This is a genomic window from Micromonospora sp. WMMB235, assembly GCF_001855515.1.
Classification (GTDB): Bacteria; Actinomycetota; Actinomycetes; order Mycobacteriales; family Micromonosporaceae; genus Micromonospora; species Micromonospora aurantiaca.
Map to the genome: position 1 here is coordinate 667629 of NZ_MDRX01000001.1, position 22626 is coordinate 690254.

Genomic DNA, 22626 nt, shown 5'->3' on the forward strand with positions numbered 1-22626 from the left:
TGCTCGACGGAGGGCGGGGGGAGGTCGCGCAGGAGGCCCGGAGCGTGCGCCTCCACCAGCCGTCGCCAGTGCTCGGGCGGCTGTCCGGGCGGGCGCGGCACGTCGGCCGGCGAGCCCGGCGAGCCCGGGGAGCTCAGGGAACCCGGAGAGCCCAGGGAGCCCAGGGAGTCCGGGAAATCCGGCGAGCCCGGCGAGCCCGGCGAACCCGGTGCGGACAACCGATCGGCGGTGACCCGCAACGCGCGGGCCAGCCGGTCACGCGGTCGCCGGGGCGGCGGCACCGCCGGCCTCCAGCTCCAGGCCCTCGTACGCCAGGGTCAGCGCCTCGATGGCGATCTCCTGCGACAGCGTGTTCAGGTGCGCGCCCCGCCACCGGGTCGGCCAAGCGTTGATCATGTTCCAGCGCAGCACCTCGGCGGTGCCGGCCGGGTCCAGCAGCACCACCGACACGTTGCGCCGGTTGACGGTGCCCTTCGCCGCCGCGTTCACCCAGTCCCACAGCTCCCGCGAGCTGGTCAGGCCGAAGTGGAGGGTCACCGGGGCGTACTCGACCTGTCCCGGCACGGCCCGGATGCGCTCGTTGCCCGCCTCCCGGTACGACAGCGCCGGAATCGCCACCTCGAAGCCGCTGACCTCGGTGAAGTGCCCGTTGGTGATGCCGTTGATCAGCAGCTTGAAGTGGTACGCCCGGTACGGGTCGACGGGTGCTCCCGGCTGCGGCGTCGCAGTGGTGGGCATGTCAGCCTCCGATCGTCTCGGTCTCGGTGCCGCCGGCCCACTGGCTCAGCTTGAACACCACGAACTCCGCGGGCTTGACCACAGCGATGCCGATGTGGGCCACCACCATTCCGGCGTCGCGGACGTCGGCGGGGTTGGTCTCCTCGTCGCACTTGACGAAGAACGCCTCCTCGGGCGTACGGCCGAGCAGCGCGCCGTCGCGCCACACCCGGGTGAGGAACGCCCCGATGTCGCGGCGGATCGAGCGCCACAGCGTGAAGTCGTTCGGCTCGAACACCATCCACCGGGTGCCGTTGGCGATGGCCTGTTCGATGGAGATGGACAGCCGCCGCACGTTCAGGTAGCGCCACTCGCTGGCTTCGGCGGCGAGCGTACGGGCGCCCCACAGGCGGATGCCCTCCCCGGCGAAGAAGCGGATCACGTTGACGCCCTTGGGGTTGAGCACGTCGTGCTCGGGCCGGGTCACCCGGTACGCGAGGTCGACGGCGCCGCGTACCGGCTCGTTCGCGGGCGCCTTGTGCACGCCGCGCAGCGCGTCGGTGCGGGCCCAGATGCCGGCGACGTGCCCGCTCGGCGGGGTGAGCACGAGGTCGCCGCTGAGCGGGTCGCGGACCCGGATCCACGGGAAGTAGAAGGTGGCGTAGTCCGACTGCCGGGGCCGGTCGCCGCCGGTGCCGGGCGGTTCGCCGTCGCCGTCGCCCGGCGTACCCTCGGCGGGCTTGTCGGCCGACCCGGCCGATGCGGCGGACCCGGCCGAACCGGCGGACCCGGCCGACCCGGGCCTGGGCGGCTTGCCGGGCGTGGCGACGCGGGTGAGCCGCGAGACGTCGGTGACCTCCGGCGGCGGGTCGCAGATCGCCACCATGGTGCGCAGCCGCTCGGCCATGCTGATCAGGGCCTCGTGCGAGACCGGGTCGTGGTAGCCCGGCGCGGCCAGGATGGAGATCTCGTCGATCGCCTCCAGCAGTTGCAGGCCGCCGCGCCGTCCGCCGGTGCCGGTGAGCTGGCCGCCCTCGCCGACGTTGACGATCCAGCAGCGGGTGCCGCCGTTGTCCAGGAAGCCGAACACGGCGCGGGCCAGCGGGGTGCTCTCCAGCTGCTCGCTGTCGGCGTAGAGCCGCAGGAACTCGGTCCAGCTGTTCACCGCCAGCGCCTCGCCGACGTGGGCGCCGCGGTCGGGCGCGATCCCGACGAACGCGGCGGTGCTCATGCCGACCGGCCCGATCGGGCGGGCCCCGTTGGGCACCTCCTCGACGTAGATGCCGGGGGAGAAGTAGGTGGGCATCGGTCCTCCTCGGACGTCAGTCGGGGGCGCGGACGACGATCAGGCCGTCGCCTTCCGGGTCGAGTTCAACGGTGTGGACGCGCCCCGCGCCGGTGAGCCGGATCCGCACCGGGGCGTCCGGCGCGTCGGGGTCGTGCGGGACGCCGGCCAGCCGGAACCGGCCGGCGGCGTCGGTCTCGGTGGCCTGGGCGGCGCCCACCAGCTCCACCCGGACGGCTGCGAGCGGCTGGTCCTGCGGACCGACCACCCGCCCGTGCAGCGTGCGCATGCCGAGCTGCCGCAGCCGCAGCGGCTGCCGTACCGGCGGCGCGACCGGGACCGGCCGTTCCACCCGGGCCGGCGCGTCCAGCAGCAGCGCGGGCCGGGGCGCCACGCCCAGCGCCCGCCACAGCGCCGGGTCGCCGGCGGCCAGGACCAGCTCCGGCCGGCCCGCCGTGGTGGCGGCGGCGAGCACCCGGTCCAGCGCGGGCAGCGCCGCCGGCCCGCCGCCGGAGACCAGCAGGCGGACCACGAACCGGTACGGCTCGCGCGTCGCGCCGCCGGTCGCGGTCTGCCGGGCCGGCCGCAGCTCCAGCGGCCAGACCGTGAGACCGCCGTCGGGGTCGTCGCGCGGCGGACCGACCGGTACGGGTTCACCCGCGGCCCCGGCCAGCCAGCTCGCGACGTCCGCGACGGCCGTCTCGATCGCGCCGGTCATCGCGGTGGCGTCCCCTGGATGCGGTACGCGATGGCCTCGTTCCACACGTGCGGGTAGACGCCGATCTCGAAGTAGCGGGTGAACCGGTTGATCGGCGCGTTGGTGTGGTCGTGCCAGAGCAGCCACACCGGTGCGATGGTGAACAGCACGTAGTTGAGCGCCACCAGCGGCAGGTAGAACGGGCCGAGCAGCCGGGCCTGGAGCACGTGCACGTCCTCGTGCCGCTGGATGCCCGGGCTGGACCCGGCGCAGACGGTGCCGATCGTGGTGGCGTACCGGGGGGAGACGCCCTCGACGACGTTGACCCGGCCGCTGCCGGCCGAGACGACCCGGTCGAGCTGGTGACCGAAGACCAGGTGCAGCGCCAGGTAGAGCGCCCCGGCGAACGTGTTGAGCAGGCTCCACGTGTGGTCGATCACGAAGAGGAAGATCCCCTTCGGGTCGGCGCCGTACGTGCCGGCCGAGGCGGACGCCCAGCCGAACGGCGCGCCGACGAGCAGGCCGACGACCGCGCCGACGAGCAGGCCGACGGTGCCGGCGGCGAGCTGCCCGAGCAGGGCGCCGAAGACGACCTGGACGGCCGCGCTGAGAATGCCGAAGATCATGGGGGTCACCTCTCTCAGACCCAGGAGCGGACGAAGCGGGGCTCCTGCCCCTGGGCGAGCTGGGTGGGCGACGCCTGCGTCGCCTGCCGGTTGCCAGGGGGGAGCTGGTTGACGCCGAGCGCGGCCGAGAAGATCACCAGGCCGTTGAAGAACGCGATGATCCACTTCTCCGGGCCGGCGTCGTCGGCGAACGCGGCGGTCAGGTAGGACAGCAGGAGCGCGACGCCCAGCGCGATCCACTTGCGCGCCTTGTCGCCGCTCGGTCCGATCAGCCCGCCGATGACGTTCGTGGCGAGCAGGGTGGCGGCGCTGGCGCCGGTGAGGCTGCCCAGGGCGGCCCAGGTGAAGAGATCGTTCACGGCGATCCCCCTTTTCCGATGGTGCGGTGGTGCGGTCGGGGTGGAGTGGTGCGGCGGTTCCCGGGTTCGCTGAACCCGGGTTCCGCCCGGTGTGCTGATGGGCCGCCGGCGCGGGCGCCGTCGGTGGTCGGTGGGTCTCAGGCCGGCGGACCGGCGGGTGGCGCCGGTGCGGCCGGGGTGCCGGGCGCGGCCGGTCCCGTGGTGGCCGCGGGTGCCGGTCCGGCGGGCGCTCCCGGGCCGGTGGGGGCGCCCGGACCGGTGGTGGCCGTCGTGGCCGGGCCGCTGCGGGAGCCCCGGCGCCGCAGCAGGAGCACGACCACCACGGCGACGACCAGCAGCAGGACGACCGCGCCGGCGACGACCGGCAGCCAGGGGAAGGAGCCGTCACCGGTCACCACCGCTGCCGGGCTGGTGGCGGGCGGCGGGGGCGCCTGGGCGATGGCGCGCAACTCGGCCGGCTTGGGCTGGTTGGCGACCACCTTCCAGCTGACCGAGCGTCCGGTGATCGTGCCGTTGGTGTCGAGCACCCGGCCGGGGAACGTCACCGAGATCTCGAACTCCATCAAGGTCATGAACGCCTGTTGCTGGCGCGGATCCTGCTGCCCGAACTTGCCGCCGTATTTCTTGGGGTCCAGCGGAAGCGAGAAGCGAATGAGATCATCGTCCCGGACAAGATTCACGCTTTCGCTCGTGAATTGCGCCAGCGGCGTTTTCCGGTACGTGATCTGAATGCCGTACGAGGTGGCGTCCTCGTACCGGGTCTCCGCTCCGGGTGGAAGTGAGGGAATGTTCGGCCGCAGTTCGGCGAACGCCACCGCCGGGTCCGGGTTCCGCTGCTTGAGCACGGACTTCGGCGCGGTGAGCAGGAGCTGACCGGAGACGGTGTCGTCACCGTTCACGGTCAGCCCGAGGTTGAGCTGCATGCAGCCGCTCAATATCGCCACGAGGGCGAGACACACCGCGAGGCCGAATGCCCGGCTGCGGCGGAGTCTCGTATTCATGCGCTCAGTGTGAGCCGGTCGCGGTCGCCGGGCAGTCCGTGATCGGTCGCCGTTCTGTCGCCGATCTTACCGGCTCCCTCTCCCGTTCGGACGACCTCGAAAACGCGAGCGATCGATATTCTGAAGGCTTGTCGCGACGCCGTTCCGCCGTGTTCCCCGGTGACGACCCCGGCGGCGGGTCACCGCGCCGAGGGCTCCGCCGCCACGACCCGGAACACCGGGATGCCCGCGGCGGCCCCTGCGAACTCGGCGAGCGGGGCGTGCCGGTCCACCGGAACGTGCGCCCGTGCGCCCGGGGCGAGCGCCAGGTGACGGCGCAGGATCGGTGGCCGCTGCGCCACCGGCACCTCGACCAGCCGCACCGGCTCGCGGCGGCGGCGACGCAGCACCACCCGCCCACCCGCGGCGCGCACGTTCGCCACCCAGTTGGCCCGCTCGCCCAGCATCGACACGACGTAACGCTCGCCGTCGTGGTCGGCGACGACGATCGGCACCGAGACGGTCCGGCCGGTGCGGCGGCCCGGCACCTCCATGGTCACCCAGTGCCGCGGGGCGAGGCCGGCGCCGTACTGCCAGGCGGACAGCGCGTTCATCATCCGGGCCAGCCGGTTCGGCCGGCCGCGCCGGTACATCCACGTCATGACTCCGCCCATCGGACCCCTCCTTCCTCCGTGACCGGCGCTCAGGCGCTCTCCCGGGTGACCAGCGTCGACGGGAACGCGGTGCTCGGGGCGGCCGGCGCGCGCGTCAGCACGGCCGTGGCCGCAGCGGCCGCGATCCGGTCGACCGGGTGGGTCGCGGTGGTCAGCGGCGGGCTGCTGATCGCCGCGTACGGCAGGTCGTCGAACCCGGCCACCGCCACGTCGTGCGGCACCCGCACACCGCGCCCGCGCAGCGCGGCGATCACGCCGAACGCGGTGGCGTCGCTGGCCGCGTAGACCGCGTCGGCGTCCGGCCACCGGCGCAGCGCCTCCAGCGCCGCCCGGCCGCCCCGTGCCGTGGTGAAGTCGCCGGTGACCAGCCGCTCCGGCGACCCCGACTCCCGCATCAGCTCCCGGTACGTGGTGACCGAACGCTCGGCGCAGCTCAGCCACCGTGGCCCGGTGACCATGACGATGCGGCGCCGGCCGGTGGCGTACAGATGACGCAGCACCTCGCCCGCGCCACCGGCGTTGTCGACGTCGAACGACGGCACCGTCGCCGAGCCCTGGCCGATCGAGGCGACGCGGCCGCGCAGCCTCGGCGGCACCGCGTCCAGCGCCGCCCGGGTCGTGTTGACCAGGATCACCCCGCAGACGCCCCGGTCCGTGCCGAGCCGGGTCAGCCCCGACGGGTCGGCCAGCGGCAGCCACTCCAGGGCCACGCCGACGCCGTGCGGCGCGCACACCCGCGACGCCGCGCTCACCACCCGGTGCACGTACGGGTCGTCCAGCACCGTGTCGTCGCGGCCCACCACCGCCACCACCAGGCGTACGCCTGCTCCGCGCACCAGCGCCCGGGCCGCGAGGTCCGGCACGTAGTCGAGGCGCTCGGCGGCGGCCCGCACCCGGGCGCGGGCGTCCGTTGAGGTGAACCCGTAGCCGCCGAGCACCCGGGAGGCGGTGGCCCGGGACACCCCGGCGTCGCGGGCCACGTCGTCGAGCGTGGCGGGGCGTGTGGTCGGCGTTCCCATGTCCGCATCATGCCTGCTCCGGCGCGGATGGGCGAAGCCATAACGGCGCTTGTGGTGGTAGCGCTCTCAGGTGTGCGATTGTCGTCGGGACCAGCCGGGGGAAGGGACTACCGCACCGTGAGCAGCACCATCGACGCGCCGGCCGGGAAGCGGCCACCGGCGCCCCGGGCGGTGCTGACCGCCCGCAACGGCGTCGCCGTCGTCTTCGCCCTCAACGGGCTCGCGGTGGCGAGCTGGTTCTCCCGGGTTCCGGCGGCCCGCGAGGCGCTCGACCTCAGCCCGAGCCGGCTCGGGCTGCTGCTGCTCTGCGTGTCGGCGGGTTCGCTGCTGGCCATGCCGACCGCCGGTCTGGTCACCCAGCGGCTCGGGCCCGCGCGCACGGTGGCCGTGTCGGTGGTGCTCGTCACGCTCGGCCTGACCGGGGCCGGTCTCGCCGCCAGCCTGGCCGGATCGGTCGTCGGCGTCGGGTTCGGGCTCGCCGCGTTCGGCTTCGGCTCCGGCCTGTGCGACGTGGCGATGAACGTCGAGGGCGCCGCGGTGGAGAAGCGCCTCGGCTACACCATCCTGCCCCGGTTCCACGCCGCCTGGAGTCTCGGCTCGGTGGCCGGGGCCGGGCTGGGCGCCGGCGCCGCCCGGCTGGACGTACCCGTCGGGGTGCACCTGCCGGTCCTGTCCGTGCTGGTCCTGGTCGGCACGCTGCTCGGCGCCCGGGCGTTCCTCGCCGCACCTGCCGAGGCGGCGGGCGACGGGGAGCCGGCGGCCCGGCGGCGGGCGCTGCTGGCCGCCTGGCGCGAGCCCCGCACGCTGCTGGTCGGGCTGTTGGTGCTGGTCATGGCGTTCACTGAGGGCAGCGCCAACGACTGGCTCGCGGTGGCGTTCGTGGACGGGTACGGGGTCGACGAGGCCGTCGGCGCCGCCGTGTTCGGCGTGTTCGTGGTGGGCATGACGCTCGGCCGTACCGTCGGCACCGTCGCCATCGACAGGTGGGGGCGGGTGCCGGTGCTGTACGCGACCATCGCGACGGCGTCCGCCGGCGCGGCGCTCGCCGTGCTGGCCGGGTCCGGCCCGCTCGCCGTGGTCGGCGTCGCGCTGTGGGGACTCGGCGCCTCGCTCGGCTTCCCGGTCGGGATGAGCGCCGCCGCCGACGACGAGGACAAGGCCCCGGCCCGGGTGAGCGTGGTGGCGGTGATCGGTTACACCGCCTTCCTGGCCGGGCCGCCGCTGCTCGGCTTCCTCGGCGACCACTTCGGGGTGCTGTCCGCGCTCGGCGTGGTGCCGCTGCTCCTGCTGCCCACGCTCGCGCTGGTGCCGGTGCTGCGGGAGCGTCCCGCCGCGCCGGACGCGCAGGCCGGTGCCCCGGCGGCGAAGGTCGGCTGAGCCGGTCCAGCCGACTCCCACCGCGCTCCCAGCCGCCTGCCAGGCGGGCGTGCTGCACTGGAGCGAACGCGAGGAGAGGAGGCGGGCATGGGCTGGTTCAGCCGCCGGGCCGCCGACCCGACGACGCCCACGAAGCTCGACCGCGAGGCGACCAAGGAGGACCTGGCGCAGCTGGAGGCGTTCGTCACCAGCCGGCGCGGGGTCGAGTTCTACCTGGAACCGGAGACCACGGCCACCGACACCACAGTCGTCGCCATCGCGGACGACGGCGAGTGGATCCGCCGCCGTACCGGCTCGCCCCGCGTCGCCGGCCGGATCGCCCAGAAGCACGCGGTGCCGCTGTACGAGGCGGCCCGCACCGGCTACCCGGAGCGGATGCGGGCGTGGAACCGGGCCCACCCGGAGCGCCGGGCCCGCTGACCGGCTGACCGGCGCGGTCAGCCGCTCAGCGCGGTGACGAGGACGTAGCCGAGGAACGCCGCGCCGAGGCCCGCGACCACGCTGAGCGCCACATTCGCGTACGCGAGGTGGCGCTTCCCGGTGCGGGCCAGGCGCAGCGTCTCGTAGCTGAGCGTGGACCAGGTGGTCAGCGCGCCGCAGAAGCCGGTGCCGGCCAGCGCTGTCACGCCCGGTCCGACGGGCGCCGCGAGCAGGCCGCCGAGCAGCAGCGACCCGGCCACGTTGACGGTCAGCGTGCCCCACGGGAACGGTGAGCCGTGCCGGGCCTGCACCGCCCGGTCGGTCAGGTAGCGCAGCGGCGCGCCGATAGCGGCGCCGAGCGCGATCAGCAGGACTGTCACTGTGGCCTCCCGTCCCGGGCGGTCACCGTCGGCTCCCGTCGCGGGCGGCCAGCAGCCGGGCGGTCACCGTGTCCCCGGCGGCGACCGCCGCCAGCGCGCCGAGCACAGTCGCGGCCAGGTAGACGCCCGCCGTGCCGGCCGCGCCGTCGCTCAGCAGCCGCTGCGCGTCGACCGCGTACGCGGAGAACGTGGTGAACCCGCCGAGTACGCCGACGCCGAGGAACGGCCGGGTCAGCGGGTGGGCTGGGCGGGCGGCGAGCACCGCCATCAGCGCGCCGATGAGCAGGCACCCGACCACGTTGACGGCGAACGTGGCCCACGGGAACTCGCCGGGCTGGTGCGGCACCGCCGCCTGGGCGCCCGCCCGTGCGAGCGCGCCGGACACGCCACCGGCGGCGATCACGCCGAGCACGGCCGCCGGGTGCGCGGACAGTTCCGTCCGGTCCGCCGGTACGCGCAGATCGACGTCCGGGTCGACGCGGGGATCGGACACAACACCTCCCACCAGCACCCGCGAGCATAACCCCGCCCCCGCGCCCGGCCCTCCGCTCTCCGCGATCTTGCAGGTTCCGCCCCGGCGGACCGGACATTCGCGGCATCCGAGGGGCGGCAAGTGCAAGATCGCGGGGGAGAGAGCGGGGGAGGGGGAGGCGGGCGTACGGTGGGCGGCAGCGCCCGGCGCGCGGCGTCCGGGGCCCGTCGTGCCAGGAGGTCACCGTGGAGGAGCGCACGCCCCGTCCGGACGAGCTGGATCCCGTCGAGCGGATCGGTGTCGACGAGCTGCGCGCGCTGCAACTGGACCGGCTGCGGCACTCGCTGCGGCACGCGTACGACAACGTGCCCCACTACCGGCGCGCGTTCGACGCCCTCGGCGCCCACCCCGGCGACCTGCGTGAGCTGGCCGACCTGGCCCGCTTCCCGTTCACCGCGAAGGCGGAGCTGCGCGAGAACTACCCGTTCGGCATGTTCGCGGTGCCCCGCGAGCGTGTCGCCCGGCTGCACGCCTCCTCCGGCACCACCGGCCGTCCCACAGTGGTCGGCTACACCCGCGCCGACCTGGACACCTGGGCGAAGCTCATGGCCCGCTCGATCCGGGCTGCCGGGGGCCGCCGCGGCGACCGGGTGCACGTCGCGTACGGCTACGGGCTGTTCACCGGCGGTCTCGGCGCGCACTACGGCGCCGAGGAACTGGGCTGCACGGTCGTCCCGGTGTCCGGCGGCATGACCGAGCGCCAGGTCATGCTGATCCGCGACCTGGAGCCGGAGGTCATCATGGTGACCCCCAGCTACATGCTCGCCATCGTGGACGAGATGGAACGCCAGGGCGTCGACCCGCGCGCCACCTCGCTGCGTGTCGGTGTCTTCGGCGCCGAGCCGTGGACCGAGGACATGCGCCGCGAGCTGGAGCAGCGCCTGGACATGCACGCGCTCGACATCTACGGCCTGTCCGAGGTGATGGGCCCGGGTGTGGCGGTCGAGTGCGTGGAGACCAAGGACGGCCTGCACCTGTGGGAGGACCACTTCTATCCGGAGATCATCGACCCGGTCACCGGGGAGGTGCTGCCCGACGGGGAGCGGGGTGAGCTGGTGCTGACCTCGCTGACCAAGGAGGCCATGCCGGTGGTCCGTTACCGCACCCGCGACCTGACCCGGCTGCTGCCCGGTACCGCCCGTCCGATGCGGCGGATCGAGAAGATCACCGGGCGTACCGACGACATGATGATCGTCCGGGGGGTGAACGTCTTCCCGACCCAGATCGAGGAGCTGATCCTGCGTACCCCGGCCCTGTCGCCGCACTTCCAGTGCGTGCTCGACCGGCGGGGCCGGCTCGACACGCTCACCGTGCACGTGGAGCGGCGCGCGGGCGCCGCCGCCGACGAGGCCGAGCGGGCCGGCGCGACGCTGGTCGAGCAGGTCAAGAACACCATCGGGGTGTCAGTGGCGGTACGGGTGATCGAGCCGGACGGGGTGGAACGCTCGATGGGCAAGATGCGCCGCATCGTCGACCAGCGGCGGGAGTCCTGAGATGACCGGTGACGGCGGCCGGACGGCGGCGCACGACATGTTCGACGCCGACGTGGCGTCCAAGGGGCTCGGCATCGAACTCGTCTCGGCCGGTGACGGCGCGGCGGTCGCTCGGATGCGGGTCACCCCGTCGATGCTCAACGGGCACGCGATCGGGCACGGCGGCTTCGTGTTCCTGCTCGCCGACACCGCGTTCGCGCTGGCGTGCAACAGCCACGGCCCGGCCACGGTGGCGGCCGGCGGCGAGATCAGCTTCCTGCGCCCGGTACGCGAGGGCGACCTGCTGGAGGCGTACGCCACCGAGCGGGTCCGGCACGGCCGCAGCGGGATCTACGACGTGAGCGTGCGACGCGGGGACGAGGTGGTGGCCGAGTTCCGGGGCCGCAGCCGCACCATCGCCCGCGACTGATCGCCGGCCCGCCGGCCCGCGCCCGCACACCTGCGTGCCGGGTGACGTCCGGGCCGGAGTGGCCCCGTGCCCGCTCCGACCCGGACGTCATGCGGCCAGCCCGAGCGCCTGCCCGCCGGACCCGGTTCTTCGCCGGTTCCGGCCCACCCGCCCGGGTGGACCGGTCCGCCGCTCCTGCCGTGCCGGGACCGCTGGTGACGGATCGGTCCGCTGACCGGGCCACGCCGTGACCGCGGACGCCGGGCCGTTCCGCCACCGGGACCACTCCGCGGCATCCGCGACGGTCCCCGTCGCGCCGCCCGTCGCCGGTCCGGCGCGCACCGGCTGCCCCGGCCGTGCGGGCACCGCCCGGAGCGCGCCGGACCGGCCCGGCTGCCCGGGCACCGGACACAGCGCGTCGGACCCGTCCGGCCGGTCCGGCGGGACGGGCGCCGGTCGGGCCCCTCCACCCGACCGGCGCGACCGTCCCGCCCCGAGCGGGCAGACCTCCCGCTCGCCGGCGCCCCGGGACGGGACGCCGGTTCCCGCTGCCGGCACACGGCCGGCAGCGGTGTCCTTCGCGGCGCGCAGGCGGCGGGCGAAGTCCGCGCGTACCGCACGGGACAGCCGCATCGCGGCCACCCGCGCCACCAGCGCGTCAACAGCCCAGCCGTCCGTCGTGACCTGGCGGAGCAGCCCAGCGGCGGCCAGGGCCCGCAGCACCGGCTCGGCCCGGCCGGCGGGCCAGCCGAGCATCGCCTCCACCGAGGCGGCCACGACCGGGCCACTCCGGGCGGCGCCGGCCAGCAGCACCGCCCGGTGCGTACCGTCGAGCCGGTCCAGCTGGGCGTCCACCAGGCGGCGCGCGGCGGCCGGTACGCCACCCGGCTCGCCGGCCGGGTCCGCGGACGCGTACGCGGTCGCGACCGCCGGACTGCCGCCGACCAGCGCGACCAGCCGCGCGGCGAGCGCGGCCGGCCGCCCGGCCCGGTCGAGCAGGTGCCGCAGTAGGCGCCCGGTGTCCAGCGGGCCCAGCGGCTCCACCGGGATCCGCCGCGCCGGGGTGGGCAGCGGGTCGGCCGAGCCGGAGCCGCACGTGGTGACCACCGCCAGGGGAAGTCCCCGCTCACCCGCGGCCACGTGGAGCTGGTGCAGGAACCGGCGCAGCGCCGGGGCGGCCCGGTCCAGGTCGTCCACCGCGACCACCACCGGTGCGTCGGCGGCCAGGCCGAGCAGCGCCTCGCGGCAGGCGACCACGGCGCGGGCCGCCACCGTGTCGTCGTCCGGCGCGGCGAGGAACGCCGCGAGCACGCCGCTGCCCGGGCCGTCCGCGACCGAGCCGTCCGCGACCGAGCTGTCCGGCCGGGGACGGACCAGGTCGGCCAGCGGCGCCAGTTCCCCGCACGGGTACGGCGGGCAGGCCGTCACCCGCCGGCGCACCGGCACACCGTCCACGTGCGACACGGCGCGGGTCACCTCGTGCAGCAGCCGGCTGCGGCCGCTGCCCGGCGGCCCGACCAGCGAGATCCACCGGGGACGGCGCTCGCGCAGTGCCCGGGTCACCTCGTCGGCCGCGCCGGCCAGTTCCCGGCGGCGGCCCACCAGCGGGACGCGGTGCCGGGCCGGTCTGCTCCCGGCCGCCCCGGTCACCCGCCACACATCCAGCGGCAGGGCCTTGCCGGCCAGCGTCAGGGTGGCGAGTGGACGCTGTTCGACCAGCCCCGCCACCGCGGTGCGGGTGACCGGGCAGACCACGACCCCGCCGGGCGGCGCGTGCTCCTGGAGGCGGGCCGCCGTGGTGATCACCGCGCCGCTGGCCGCGCCGTGGCCGCCGTCGTGGACCCCGGCCAGGTCCAGCAGCACCTCGCCGGTCGCCACGCCGACCCGCACGCGCAGCCGGATGCCGGCCGGTCGCCGCCGCTCCAGCGCGGCCTGGATGTCCAGCCCGGCCCGCACCGCCCGGTACGCGTCGAGACCGTCCGATCCGGACGTGCCGAACAGCGCCATCACCGCGTCGCCGACGTACTTCTCCACCACGCCCCGCCAGCGGCGCAGCACCGAGGCGACGGTGCCGAAGTAGGCGCGCTGCAACGCGCGTACGTCCTCCGGGTCGAGCCGCTCGACCAGACGGGTCGAGCCGACGATGTCGACGAAGAGGACGGTGACGGTACGTCGTTCCTCGGGCACCGGCCGGCACGCCGCGATGACGGCTTCCCGACTCCCTGCGGGCGTGGTGATCAACATCGCACCCACCCTTTCCCGATCGTGGTGCCCGACGACCTCAGCAGACTTTCACCACCGGGTTGTCGGGGGATCTGTAGGACGACGTATGTCGGGCACCCGCAACCATTAGTCGTGTAGTCGACGCGAGAGGTACGAGTCCGGCCCCGAGGCCGTAGAACGGTGCGGGGACCTGTGACTAGGCTGCGTTCCATGGCCAGCGACGTGGACACGGCACCGCTCGTCGGCCGTACCGGGACCATGGCGACGCTGCGGTCGGCGCTCTACGACGACCTACGGCCCGGGCAGACCGGCGCGGTGTTCCTCACCGGAGAGAGCGGGGTGGGCAAGACCCGCCTGCTGACCGAGGTCGGAGAGCAACTGCGGCAGACCGGCGCCCTGGTGCTCACCGGCACCTGCCTCGACATCGGAGACGCCTCGCCGCTGCACCCGGTACGGCAGGCGCTGCGCCGGCTCGACGCCGAGCAGGCGCAGGCGCGCACCACGTCGGCGATCCGCGGGGTGTTGCAGGTCTTCGACGAGGAGACCCCCGGCCCGGACGGCGCCGGCGCGCTGCTGGAACGCGTCGCCCAGGGCCTGCACGTGGTGGCCGGCGGACGGCCGCTGGTGCTCGTCCTCGACGATCTGCAGTGGGTCGACCGCAGCACCCGGCAGCTCCTGCTCTACCTGCTGGCCGGCCTCGGCGACCTCCAGCTCTCCGTGCTGGCCGCGATCCGGGCCGAGTCGCTGCGCGGCGCGCACCCGCTGCGCCGGGTGCTCACCGAGCTGCGCCGGCTGCGCTCGGTGCGGGTGATCGACCTGCTGCCGCTGGACCGGTCCGCCACCGACGAACTGGCCGCCGCCGTGGTCGGCGCGCCGCTGCCGCCCGAGGCCGCCGACCAGCTCTGGCAGCGCAGCGGCGGCAACCCGTTCGTGGTGGAGGAACTGGCCCGCGACCGGCGCGACGGCCGCGACGGCCTCTCCGACACGCTGCGCGAGGTGTTCCTCGACCGGGTCGACGCGCTGCCCCAGCCGGCGCACGCGGTGGTGCACGCGGTGGCGGTCGGCGTCGAGCCGGTCGAGCACTGGCTGCTGGCCCAGGTGGTGCGGCTGCCCGAGGAAAAACTGCTCGACGCGGTCCGCGAGGCGGTCGCGCACCGCCTGCTGGTCGGCGCCGACGACGGCTACCGGCTGCGGCACCGGCTGGTCGCCGAGGTCCTGGCCCACGAACTGCTGCCCGCCGAGCGGGCCGCGCTGCACCGCCGCTACGCCGAGGCGCTCACCGCCGTACCGGCCGAGCTGCACCAGGCCCGGCTGGCCCACCACTGGCGGCACGCGGGCGAGCCGGCCCGGGCACTGCCCGCGGCGATGGCCGCCGCCCGCGAGGCGGAACGACTGCACGGGTACGCCGAGGCGCACCGCCACTGGTCCGCCGCGCTGACCCTGGCCACCGAGCCGGCCTCCGTCCCGCCCGACGGGGCACGGCCCGAGCCGGTCGAGGTGGACCGGGCCGAGCTGCTCAGCCACGCCGCCGAGGCCGCGCACCACAGCGGGGAGCACGCCCGCGCCCTGACGCTGCTGGAGGAGCTGGCCGACGACCCGTCCGGCCCGCCGGTCTGCGCGCTGCGCATCCGCCGGGCCCGCTATCTGGCCGCGGCCGGCCGGTCGGCACCCGCCGAGCAGGAGTACCGGCGGGTGCTGGACTCGCCCGACTGCACGCCGCAGGAGCGATGCACGGCCGCCGCCCGGCTGGCCGAGCTGCTGCTGCACCTGGGCCGCTACGCCGAGGCCGGCGACCAGGCCCGGGAGGCCCTCGCGCTCGCCGCCGACGTTCCCGGCACCACCTCCGAGGTGGTGATGGCCAGCGCCGCGCTCGGGTTCAGCGAGGCGTTCCTGGAGGATCCGGCTGCCGGGCTGGCGGTGATGCGCCAGGCGCTGGAGACCGCCGAGCGGTCCGGCCGTCCGGAGGACGTGGCGTGCGCGTACCTGCACCTGGCCGAGCTGCTCACCGGGCCGCTGAACATCCTCGAGGAGGGGGTGGTGGTGGCCCGGCGGGGCGCCGACCGGGTCGCCGAGCTGGGGCTCGGCCGCACCTGGGAGACCCGGCTGCTGGCGGTGGCGACGAACGGGCTGTTCCGGGTGGGGCAGTGGGCCGAGGCGGAGAAGGTCGTCGCGGCCGCGCTGCGGCACCGCCCGTCCGGGGCCGACGCGGTCGAGCTGCTGCTGGCGCGGTGCCGGCTCTCCGTCGGGTACGGCGACGTCGAGGCGTCCGACCGCGACCTGGAGGCGGTGGCGACGGTGCTGGCCGGCGGCGGCGCCCGGCACGTGCTGCCGATGCTCATCCTGCGGGCCGGCCTGGCCATGTGGCAGGGCCGGCACGACCTGGCCCGCCAGGCGGTGCAGCGGGGCCTGACCGAGAGCCGCTCCGACGACGTGATCGTGCTGGCCACACTGGCCTGGCACGGGCTGCGCGCAGAGGCCGAGGCGGCGGCCAGCCGCACGATCGAGGTGGACCCGAACGCGGTGCGCCGGCTGCGCGAGGTGGTCGACCGGGTGACCGGCAAGAGCGCGAAGGCAGGCGCACCGGTGCGGTACGTCGCCGAGGGCTTCCTGGCGCTCTGCGACGCCGAGCTGAGCCGGCTCGACGACGGCCGCGGCGACCCGGCGCTGTGGGAGCGTTCCGCGCTCGAGTGGGACCGGCGCAACCACCCCTACCCGGCCGCGTACTCCCGGTTGCGGCAGGCCGAGGCGCTGCTGGCCCGCCGCAGCCGGGTGGCCACCGCCGGCAAGCTGCTGCACCGGGCGTACGCGATGGCCCAGTCGCTCGGCGCGGTGCCGCTGACCGCGGAGATCCGTACCATCGCCTCGCGGGCCCGGGTGGCCCTGGACGCCGCGCCGGACCCCGCTCCGGTGCCCCGGCAGCGGGCGGCGGCGCCCGCCGGGCCGGCGGTGGACGAGCTGGCGACGCTCACCGCGCGGGAGCGTGAGGTGCTCGCCGCCGTCGCCGAGGGACTGACCAACCGGGAGATCGGGCAGCGGCTGTTCATCAGCGAGCGGACCATCGGCGTCCACGTCTCGCACATCTTCGACAAGCTCCAGGTACGCACGCGGGTGCAGGCCAGCGCCATCTTCCTGCGCAACGGCGCGGAGTAGGCGTACGTCGGCAATACGTCGTTCGACGGATCCGCGGTGTGGACGGCGGCTGGCAGGCTGTGCCGCGGAACGCCGGTGGTGGCGTCGTGGGGGCGCCGGCCGTTGTGGAGGAGAGATGACCGAACCGGTCTGGGGTCCTGTGCACCAGGACATCGTCGGCTTGCTCGCCGACCACCCCGCCGACGTGCCGGCGGTCGTGGACCATCTGACCAAGTTGCAGGATCTGCTGGTCCGGCTGCCGCCGCTGGAGGAGAGCTGCCCGCTCGCCGACTTCAACAAGCTCTACCTGGTCATCACCAGCACCGTGCTCGACGGCCTGTACGACGACCGGTTCTGCGACCCGGCGTTCCTGGCTCGGCTCGATGTGGAGTTCGCGGCCCGCTACTTCGAGGCGCTGCGGTTCTGGAGCGACTCCAGCCCGAGCACCCCGAAGGCGTGGTCGTGTCTGTTCAAGCGGATGCGCGGCCCGGACGCCCGGCCGTTGCCGTCGGCCGCCGCCGGCGTCAACGCGCACATCAACTACGACCTGCCGTTCGCGCTGGTGACCACGTTCGACAGCCTGGAGTCCGAGCCGATCGACGGCAGCGACCAGCACCGCGACTACCTGGAGATCAACAAGATCTTCGCCGAGCGGATCCCGGAGCTGCGCCGCGGCTACCTGGACAACTGGCAACTCATGATCGACATGGTCAACGGCGACATCGACGACTGGTACCAGGGCGAACTGGTGGAGTACACCCGGAACGTGGCCTGGCGCAACGCGCAGAAGATCTGGCGCTGCCGGCACGACCCGGACGCCCGCGAGTGTGAGCGGATGCGGCTGGACGACAACGCCGCGCTGCTCGGCCGGCTGCTGCTGTCGCCCCTCGGGGCGTTCCTGCAGTAGCCGGGACGGGGGGTTCCCGCGTCCCGCCGTCCGGGCGCGGGACGCGGGAACGCCGCCCGCGGGTGTCGAGGCCGCCGCACCGGGTACGTCGCCGCCGTGCCGCCAGACGAACCGGCCGGTCCCGGGGCGCTCCCGCCGGGCCCGGTCCGCCGCTTCCCGTTCCGTTTCGACCCGGCGTTCCGGCTGCCGCTGGCGCTGCTCGGGGTACGGCCCGCCACGGCCTGGCTCGACTGGGGCCCGGACGCGCTCGTCGTCCGGTTCGGGCCGTGGCTGCTGCGCACCACGCCGGGCAACGTGACCGGGGCCGAGCTGAGCGGGCCGTACCGCTGGTGGCGGGCGATCGGCCCGCACCTGTCGGCGGCCGACGGCGGGGTGACCTTCGGCGCCAGCGTGGCCGGCGGGCTCTGCCTGCGCTTCGCCGCGCCGGTGCCGGCGCTGGCCCCCGGCCCCTGGCTGAGGCACCCGGCGGTCACCGTCACAGTGGCCGACCCGGCGGCGGTGCGCGACGCGCTGGCCCGCGGACCGGATCTTTGACCGGTTCGGCCGGGCCGCACCCGGGACAACCCCTACCGTCTTCATAGGCACGAAGGGGAGCAGATGGGGCAGGCGGGGGAGCCGGAACAGCCCAGGCGTACGCGGGAGCGGCGCCGGGAGGCGCACGCGGCCGCGGCGGCCCGGGCCGGTCGGCACGGCGACCACGCCGAGCGGGCCGGCCGTGCCGTGCCGGAGCTGCCGGAACGGGTGGCGGCCCCGACGCGGCCGGCGGCACCGGCGGGCCGGCTGCACCGGTGGTTGTTCGCGCACCGGGTCGAGCCGGTCGGACCGGAAATCCGCGAGCACCAGACCCGGTCCCACCCGTGGTGGCAGGTGATGTGCCTGACCGGCGTCGACTACTTCTCCACGCTGTCCTACCTGCCCGGCATCGCCGCCGTGGCGGCCGGCGCGCTCAGCCCGCTGGCCACGTTGCTGATCGTGGCGCTGACGCTGCTCGGGATGCTGCCGATGTACCGCCGGGTGGCCCGGGAGAGCCCGCACGGGCAGGGCTCGGTGGCCATGCTGGAGCGGCTGTTGCCGTTCTGGCGCGGCAAGGTCTTCGTGCTGGTGCTGCTGGGCTTCGTCGCCACCTCGTGGATCATCACGATCACGCTCTCCGCCGCCGACGCCAGCGTGCACCTGCTGGAGAACCCGGTCCTGCCCGCGTCGTTCCGGCACGGCGGCACGGCGGCGGTGCTGGTCACCGTGGCGCTGCTGCTCGTGCTCGGAGGCGTGTTCCTGCTCGGGTTCAGCGAGGCCGTGCAGGTCGCCATCCCGCTGGTGGCGGCGTTCCTGGCGTTGAACGCGGTGGTGGTGGTCGTCGGCGTGGCCGAGGTCGTCGCCGACCCGGGCCTGCTCGGCGACTGGACCGGACGGCTGGCCGGCACCGGCGGGCCCGGCGACGTCCTGGCCACGAGCGTCCTCGCGTTCCCGCTGCTGGTGCTCGGCCTGTCCGGGTTCGAGACCGGGGTGAGCATGATGCCGCTGGTGCGCGGCGAGGGCGAGGACGCGCAGCGGCGGCTGGACGCCCGGATCCGCAACACCCGCCGGCTGCTCACCGCCGCCGCGCTGATCATGTCGGTCTACCTGATCGCCACCACCTTCGTGACCACCGTGCTGATCCCGCCCGAGGCGTTCGAGCCCGGCGGGCCGGCGAACGGCCGGGCGCTGGCGTTCCTCGCCCACGAGCACCTCGGCGAGGCGTTCGGCACCGTCTACGACATCAGCAGCGTGCTCATCCTCTGGTTCGCCGGCGCGTCGGCGATGGCCGGGCTGATCAACATCGTGCCCCGCTACCTGCCGTCGTACGGCATGGCGCCGGAGTGGGGGCGGGCGGTGCGCCCGGTGGTGCTGGTCTACACCGCGATCAGCATCGCCATCACGATCGCCTTCTCCGCCGACGTGAACGCCCAGGCCGGCGCGTATGCCACGGGCATCCTCGCGATGATGGTCTCCGGCGCGATAGCGGTGACCATCGCGGCGCTGCGCGCCCGCAGCCGTGCCGCCGCGGCCGGGTTCGCGGTGCTCACCGCCGTGCTGCTGTACGCGCTGGTGGAGAACGTGGTGGAGAAGCCCGACGGCATCACCATCTCCGGGTTCTTCATCGCCGGGATCGTCGCGGTGTCGCTGATCTCCCGGGTCACCCGGACCACCGAGCTGCGCGCCGAGCGGATCGAGTTCGACGAGGCGGCCCGCCGCTTCGTCGACGAGTCGGTGGCCCGGGACGGGCGGCTGCACCTGATCGCCAACAAGCGGCAGAGCGGGTCGGTGAAGGAGTACCGGGTCAAGGAGCGGGCGCAACGGTCGATGAACCCGGTGCCGGGCGCCGCCGACGTGCTGTTCCTGGAGATCGACGTGAGCGACCCGTCCCAGTTCAGCCAGGTGCTGCGGGTGCACGGGGTGGAGTCCGGCGGCTACCGGATCCTGCGCGCCAGCAGCCCGGCCGCGCCGAACGCGATAGCCGCGATCCTGCTGGCGTTGCGGGACGCGACGGGGGTGCGCCCGCACTGCCACTTCGAGTGGTCCGAGGGGAACCCGATCGCGCACCTGCTGCGCTACCTCATCCTCGGCCGGGGCGACACCCCGCCGGTGGTGCGGGAGATCATCCGCAAGTCCGAGCCGGACCCGACCCGCCGCCCCGGCATCCACGTCGGCGGCTGAGGTGCGCGGGCCGGCCGAGCGCGGGGGGAGCGCGGAGCGCTAGCCGAGCGCGCGGACGCGGGCGAGCAGGTCGTGGGCGCAGAAGTCCAGGAAGCCGTCCGGGTCCGGCCCGGCGTTCTGGAGCACGATGTGGTCGAAGCCGGCCTCGACGTACGTGCGCGCCTTCTCCACGTGCGGAGCGGCGTCCGGGCCGACGGAGAACTGCTGCCGGATGTGGTGGTCCTCGACCCAGGCGGTGGCGGCGTCGAAGTTCACCGGGTTGGGCAGCTCGCTCATCACCTTCCAGCCGGTGATCGCCCAGCGGCTGGTCTCCCGGGCCGCACGGACCGCCGACTCCTCGTCGGTGGCCCAGGCCATCGGCACCTCGGCGTAGCGCGGGCCCTGGCCGCCGGCGTTGCGGTACTGGTCGACGATCGACGACTTCGGCTCGGTGGCGAACAGGCCGGTGCCCAGCTCGGCCGCGAGACCGGCCGACTCCCGGCCACTCGCGGCCACGGCGATCACCGGCGGCTGCTCGGGCAGGTCCCAGATCCGGGCGTCCTCCAGTTGGAGGTGCCGGCCGCCGTACGAGCGGTATCCGCCCTGCCAGAGCAGCCGGATGATCTCCAGCGCCTCGCGCAGCCGCTCGTGCCGCCCCCGGACACTGGGGAAGCCCTGCCCGACGACGTGTTCGTTGAGCCGCTCGCCGGCGCCCACCCCGAGCGTGAACCGCCCGTCGGAGATCAGCGCCATGGTGGCGGCGGCCTGCGCGACGATCGCCGGGTGGTAGCGGACCGACGGGCAGGTGACGCCGGTGGCGAGGCCGATGCGGGTGGTGCGGGCGGCGATCGCGCCGAGCGCGCTCCAGGTGAAGCAGGAGTGCCCCTGCACCTCCAGCCAGGGGTGGTAGTGGTCGCTCATCTCGACGAAGTCGAAACCGGCCTCCTCGGCCCGGACCGCCTGCCGGATGAGTTCCTGGGGCCCGAACGCCTCCGAGGCGAGCTTGTAGCCGATCCGCATGCCCGGTTCTCCGTTCCGTCGTCGGCGAACCGCTGCCGTTCCCACCGGTTCCGGCGGCAAACCAGGCGAAACCCAGTCTCCTAGGACGCCCCAGGGGTGGTGACGGTCCGCGCCGCGGGCACGGAACGGCCCGCGCTCGCCGGGCGGGCGCGGGCCGGAAGGGGAGTACGGGGGTGGCCGCCTACTTCGACGGCTCGGGGAGCTTGCAGTCCACCTTCGGGTTGGCGCCGATGTAGTTCAGCGGGCCGGCCACGATCGTGACCAGGATCGTGCCCGCCTCCGCACAGTTGGTTTCGTCGTTGCCGTAGTAGCCGCGCTGACCGGCGGCGATGGCGCCGATGATGAGCCAGATGACGACCAGGACGCCGACTATCGAGGTGCCGCGCATCAGTTGCCTCCACTGGGGTCGTGGTGGATTCGAGGTGGAGGCCTTGTACCCCGTGCGGGTGATCCGCCAAACGGCGCACAGGTACCGGCACGGCCGATTCCGATTACCTCAGTGCGGTGGCATCGGCTCCTCCGGCGGGCGGCCCCGGCTGCGGCGGTAGTCGGCGCAAGCGACCCCGGCCAGCACCAGCATCGCCCCGGCGGAGGCGTAGACCGGCGCGAGGAACAACCCGGCCGGGGCGATCGTGAGCAGTGCCAGTATCCCGCCGGGCCGGGACGCAGACACCCGGCTGAACACCTCGTACTCGAAGGCGCCCCGGCCGATCAGGAACAGCGCCGGCCCGCCGAGGATCACCGCCAGCCAGGCCGGCGGCGTGTGGCCGGTCGGCTCCAGCAGGACCAGGTCGAAGCCCGCCGCGGTGGTCACCACCCCGGCCACCATCAGCAGATGGGTGTACGGCGCGGTGTTGAGGAACCGGCTCGGCTGAGCCGCCCGGGCGATGGCGTGCGGCAGCAGCTCGCCGGACTTGTGCACGTAGATGCGCCAGAGCAGCAGCGTGGTGGCGAACGCGGTGGCGAACGCGGCCAGGTTCTCCACCTCGGAGTGGTGCAGGCTGAACACGGTGCCGGCGACCAGCACGGCGTCGCCGAGCGCGATGATGAAGAACTGCTGGTACCGCTCGGACAGGTGCTCGGCGGTCACGTTGCGCTGGGACTCCGGCACCGCGCCCAGACCCGGCACCGGGTACGCCAGGCGGAACCCCAGGTAGTCGATGGCGAGGGCGCCGGCCCAGAACCACAACCGGGCGGTGCCGTGCGCGGCCAGCGCGCCGACCAGCCAGGGCACCGCCGACACGGCGAACCAGGCGAAGATGCGCAGGGCCCGGCGGTTGCTCTGCGGGTGCCGCCGTACGGCGGGCATGAGGAACAGGCCGCGTCCGAGATGGATCGCCACGTACGTGCCGGCGAACACCAGCCCTCGGGTGCCGAACGCCTCCGGGATGGCGGTGGTCATCAGCAGCGCGCCGAACATCACCGCCACGATCAGCAGCTTGATCTCGGTGCGCTGCGGGTCGTAGATGTCCGTGACCAGCGTGGTGATCGCCCAGGTCCACCAGATCGCCATCAGCATGACCAGGGACTCGGCGGCCCGTTCCCAGGACACGGAGCTGATCAGGTTGCGCGAGATCAACGCGAGCGCGACCACGTAGACCAGGTCGAAGAAGAGTTCGAGCAGCGTGACCCGGCGCGGCGCCTCCGGATCGCGGACCGGCGGTCGCCGGCCGGCGGGCTCCGGCGCTGCGGTGGGCACGAGATGCTCCTGCGGGTGGCGGTACGCG

General features: G+C 74.6%; 22 protein-coding genes. 8 read left to right on the forward strand and 14 right to left on the reverse strand.

Going from position 1 to position 22626, the window contains the following annotated elements:
* Window positions 1-255 precede the first annotated feature (255 nt).
* The 8 genes from BFV98_RS02640 to BFV98_RS02675 all read right to left on the reverse strand — a co-directional run bounded on the left by BFV98_RS02640 (window position 256) and on the right by BFV98_RS02675 (window position 6357).
* A complete protein-coding gene (locus BFV98_RS02640; RefSeq protein WP_013286679.1) occupies window positions 256-738 on the reverse strand; it encodes a phage tail protein in 483 nt (160 codons plus the stop codon).
* A 1-nt stretch (window position 739) separates the two neighbouring features.
* A complete protein-coding gene (locus BFV98_RS02645; protein WP_071094755.1) occupies window positions 740-2023 on the reverse strand; it encodes a phage tail sheath subtilisin-like domain-containing protein in 1284 nt (427 codons plus the stop codon).
* Window positions 2024-2039: 16 nt separating this feature from the next.
* Entirely contained in the window at window positions 2040-2720 is a 681-nt protein-coding gene (locus tag BFV98_RS02650; protein ID WP_071094757.1) for a carboxypeptidase-like regulatory domain-containing protein, read from the reverse strand.
* Window positions 2717-3325: a glycine zipper family protein gene (locus tag BFV98_RS02655; RefSeq protein WP_047892460.1), complete on the reverse strand. Its 609-nt coding sequence runs from the start codon at window positions 3323-3325 to the stop codon at window positions 2717-2719. The genes BFV98_RS02650 and BFV98_RS02655 overlap by 4 nt, the downstream gene beginning before the upstream one ends.
* A gap of 14 nt (window positions 3326-3339) precedes the next feature.
* Complete coding sequence (locus tag BFV98_RS02660) at window positions 3340-3684, reverse strand: hypothetical protein (RefSeq protein WP_013286675.1); 345 nt, start codon at window positions 3682-3684, stop codon at window positions 3340-3342.
* Window positions 3685-3821: 137 nt separating this feature from the next.
* A complete protein-coding gene (locus tag BFV98_RS02665) occupies window positions 3822-4685 on the reverse strand; it encodes a DUF3153 domain-containing protein (RefSeq protein WP_255367970.1) in 864 nt (287 codons plus the stop codon).
* A 179-nt stretch (window positions 4686-4864) separates the two neighbouring features.
* Window positions 4865-5338 (reverse strand): nitroreductase/quinone reductase family protein, encoded by a 474-nt coding sequence (locus BFV98_RS02670; RefSeq protein WP_071094761.1) that lies wholly within the window; start codon window positions 5336-5338, stop codon window positions 4865-4867.
* 29 nt (window positions 5339-5367) lie between these two features.
* Window positions 5368-6357, reverse strand: coding sequence for a LacI family DNA-binding transcriptional regulator (locus tag BFV98_RS02675; protein ID WP_071094763.1), 990 nt, complete (start codon window positions 6355-6357; stop codon window positions 5368-5370).
* A gap of 117 nt (window positions 6358-6474) precedes the next feature.
* Here BFV98_RS02675 and BFV98_RS02680 point away from each other — a divergent pair, with 117 nt between their 5' ends.
* Together BFV98_RS02680 and BFV98_RS02685 are read left to right on the forward strand one after the other, a co-directional pair.
* Window positions 6475-7734, forward strand: a complete 1260-nt coding sequence (locus tag BFV98_RS02680) for an MFS transporter (protein ID WP_071094764.1) — start codon at window positions 6475-6477, stop codon at window positions 7732-7734.
* Between the two features lie 87 nt (window positions 7735-7821).
* Entirely contained in the window at window positions 7822-8154 is a 333-nt protein-coding gene (locus BFV98_RS02685; RefSeq protein ID WP_013286670.1) for a hypothetical protein, read from the forward strand.
* 17 nt (window positions 8155-8171) lie between these two features.
* Here BFV98_RS02685 and BFV98_RS02690 read toward each other — a convergent pair whose 3' ends face one another.
* Window positions 8172-8534 (reverse strand): CrcB family protein, encoded by a 363-nt coding sequence (locus BFV98_RS02690; protein ID WP_013286669.1) that lies wholly within the window; start codon window positions 8532-8534, stop codon window positions 8172-8174.
* A gap of 22 nt (window positions 8535-8556) precedes the next feature.
* The gene (locus BFV98_RS02695; protein ID WP_071094766.1) at window positions 8557-9027 is read right to left on the reverse strand and encodes a CrcB family protein; all 471 of its coding nucleotides are present in this window, start codon (window positions 9025-9027) and stop codon (window positions 8557-8559) included.
* Between the two features lie 224 nt (window positions 9028-9251).
* Here BFV98_RS02695 and paaK point away from each other — a divergent pair, with 224 nt between their 5' ends.
* Together paaK and paaI are read left to right on the forward strand one after the other, a co-directional pair.
* Window positions 9252-10559, forward strand: a complete 1308-nt coding sequence (paaK, locus tag BFV98_RS02700; RefSeq protein ID WP_013476549.1) for a phenylacetate--CoA ligase PaaK — start codon at window positions 9252-9254, stop codon at window positions 10557-10559.
* Between the two features lies 1 nt (window position 10560).
* Window positions 10561-10968: a hydroxyphenylacetyl-CoA thioesterase PaaI gene (gene paaI / locus BFV98_RS02705; RefSeq protein WP_013476550.1), complete on the forward strand. Its 408-nt coding sequence runs from the start codon at window positions 10561-10563 to the stop codon at window positions 10966-10968.
* A gap of 87 nt (window positions 10969-11055) precedes the next feature.
* Here paaI and BFV98_RS02710 read toward each other — a convergent pair whose 3' ends face one another.
* Complete coding sequence (locus tag BFV98_RS02710; protein ID WP_071094768.1) at window positions 11056-13191, reverse strand: adenylate/guanylate cyclase domain-containing protein; 2136 nt, start codon at window positions 13189-13191, stop codon at window positions 11056-11058.
* 189 nt (window positions 13192-13380) lie between these two features.
* On the opposite strand from BFV98_RS02710, the gene BFV98_RS02715 reads away from it, so the two are divergent.
* From BFV98_RS02715 to BFV98_RS02730, 4 genes are all read left to right on the forward strand, one after another.
* The gene (locus BFV98_RS02715) at window positions 13381-16320 is read left to right on the forward strand and encodes a helix-turn-helix transcriptional regulator (RefSeq protein ID WP_071094770.1); all 2940 of its coding nucleotides are present in this window, start codon (window positions 13381-13383) and stop codon (window positions 16318-16320) included.
* 115 nt (window positions 16321-16435) lie between these two features.
* Window positions 16436-17206, forward strand: a complete 771-nt coding sequence (locus BFV98_RS02720) for a DUF5995 family protein (protein WP_013476553.1) — start codon at window positions 16436-16438, stop codon at window positions 17204-17206.
* Between the two features lie 96 nt (window positions 17207-17302).
* The gene (locus BFV98_RS02725; RefSeq protein ID WP_047894282.1) at window positions 17303-17740 is read left to right on the forward strand and encodes a hypothetical protein; all 438 of its coding nucleotides are present in this window, start codon (window positions 17303-17305) and stop codon (window positions 17738-17740) included.
* Between the two features lie 63 nt (window positions 17741-17803).
* Complete coding sequence (locus BFV98_RS02730; protein WP_071094772.1) at window positions 17804-19900, forward strand: amino acid transporter; 2097 nt, start codon at window positions 17804-17806, stop codon at window positions 19898-19900.
* A gap of 39 nt (window positions 19901-19939) precedes the next feature.
* Here BFV98_RS02730 and BFV98_RS02735 read toward each other — a convergent pair whose 3' ends face one another.
* The 3 genes from BFV98_RS02735 to BFV98_RS02745 form a co-directional block, all read right to left on the reverse strand.
* The gene (locus BFV98_RS02735; protein ID WP_071094773.1) at window positions 19940-20899 is read right to left on the reverse strand and encodes a TIGR03557 family F420-dependent LLM class oxidoreductase; all 960 of its coding nucleotides are present in this window, start codon (window positions 20897-20899) and stop codon (window positions 19940-19942) included.
* 181 nt (window positions 20900-21080) lie between these two features.
* Window positions 21081-21287 (reverse strand): hypothetical protein, encoded by a 207-nt coding sequence (locus BFV98_RS02740; RefSeq protein ID WP_013286658.1) that lies wholly within the window; start codon window positions 21285-21287, stop codon window positions 21081-21083.
* Between the two features lie 108 nt (window positions 21288-21395).
* Window positions 21396-22598, reverse strand: a complete 1203-nt coding sequence (locus tag BFV98_RS02745; RefSeq protein WP_030268666.1) for a low temperature requirement protein A — start codon at window positions 22596-22598, stop codon at window positions 21396-21398.
* Window positions 22599-22626 lie beyond the last annotated feature (28 nt).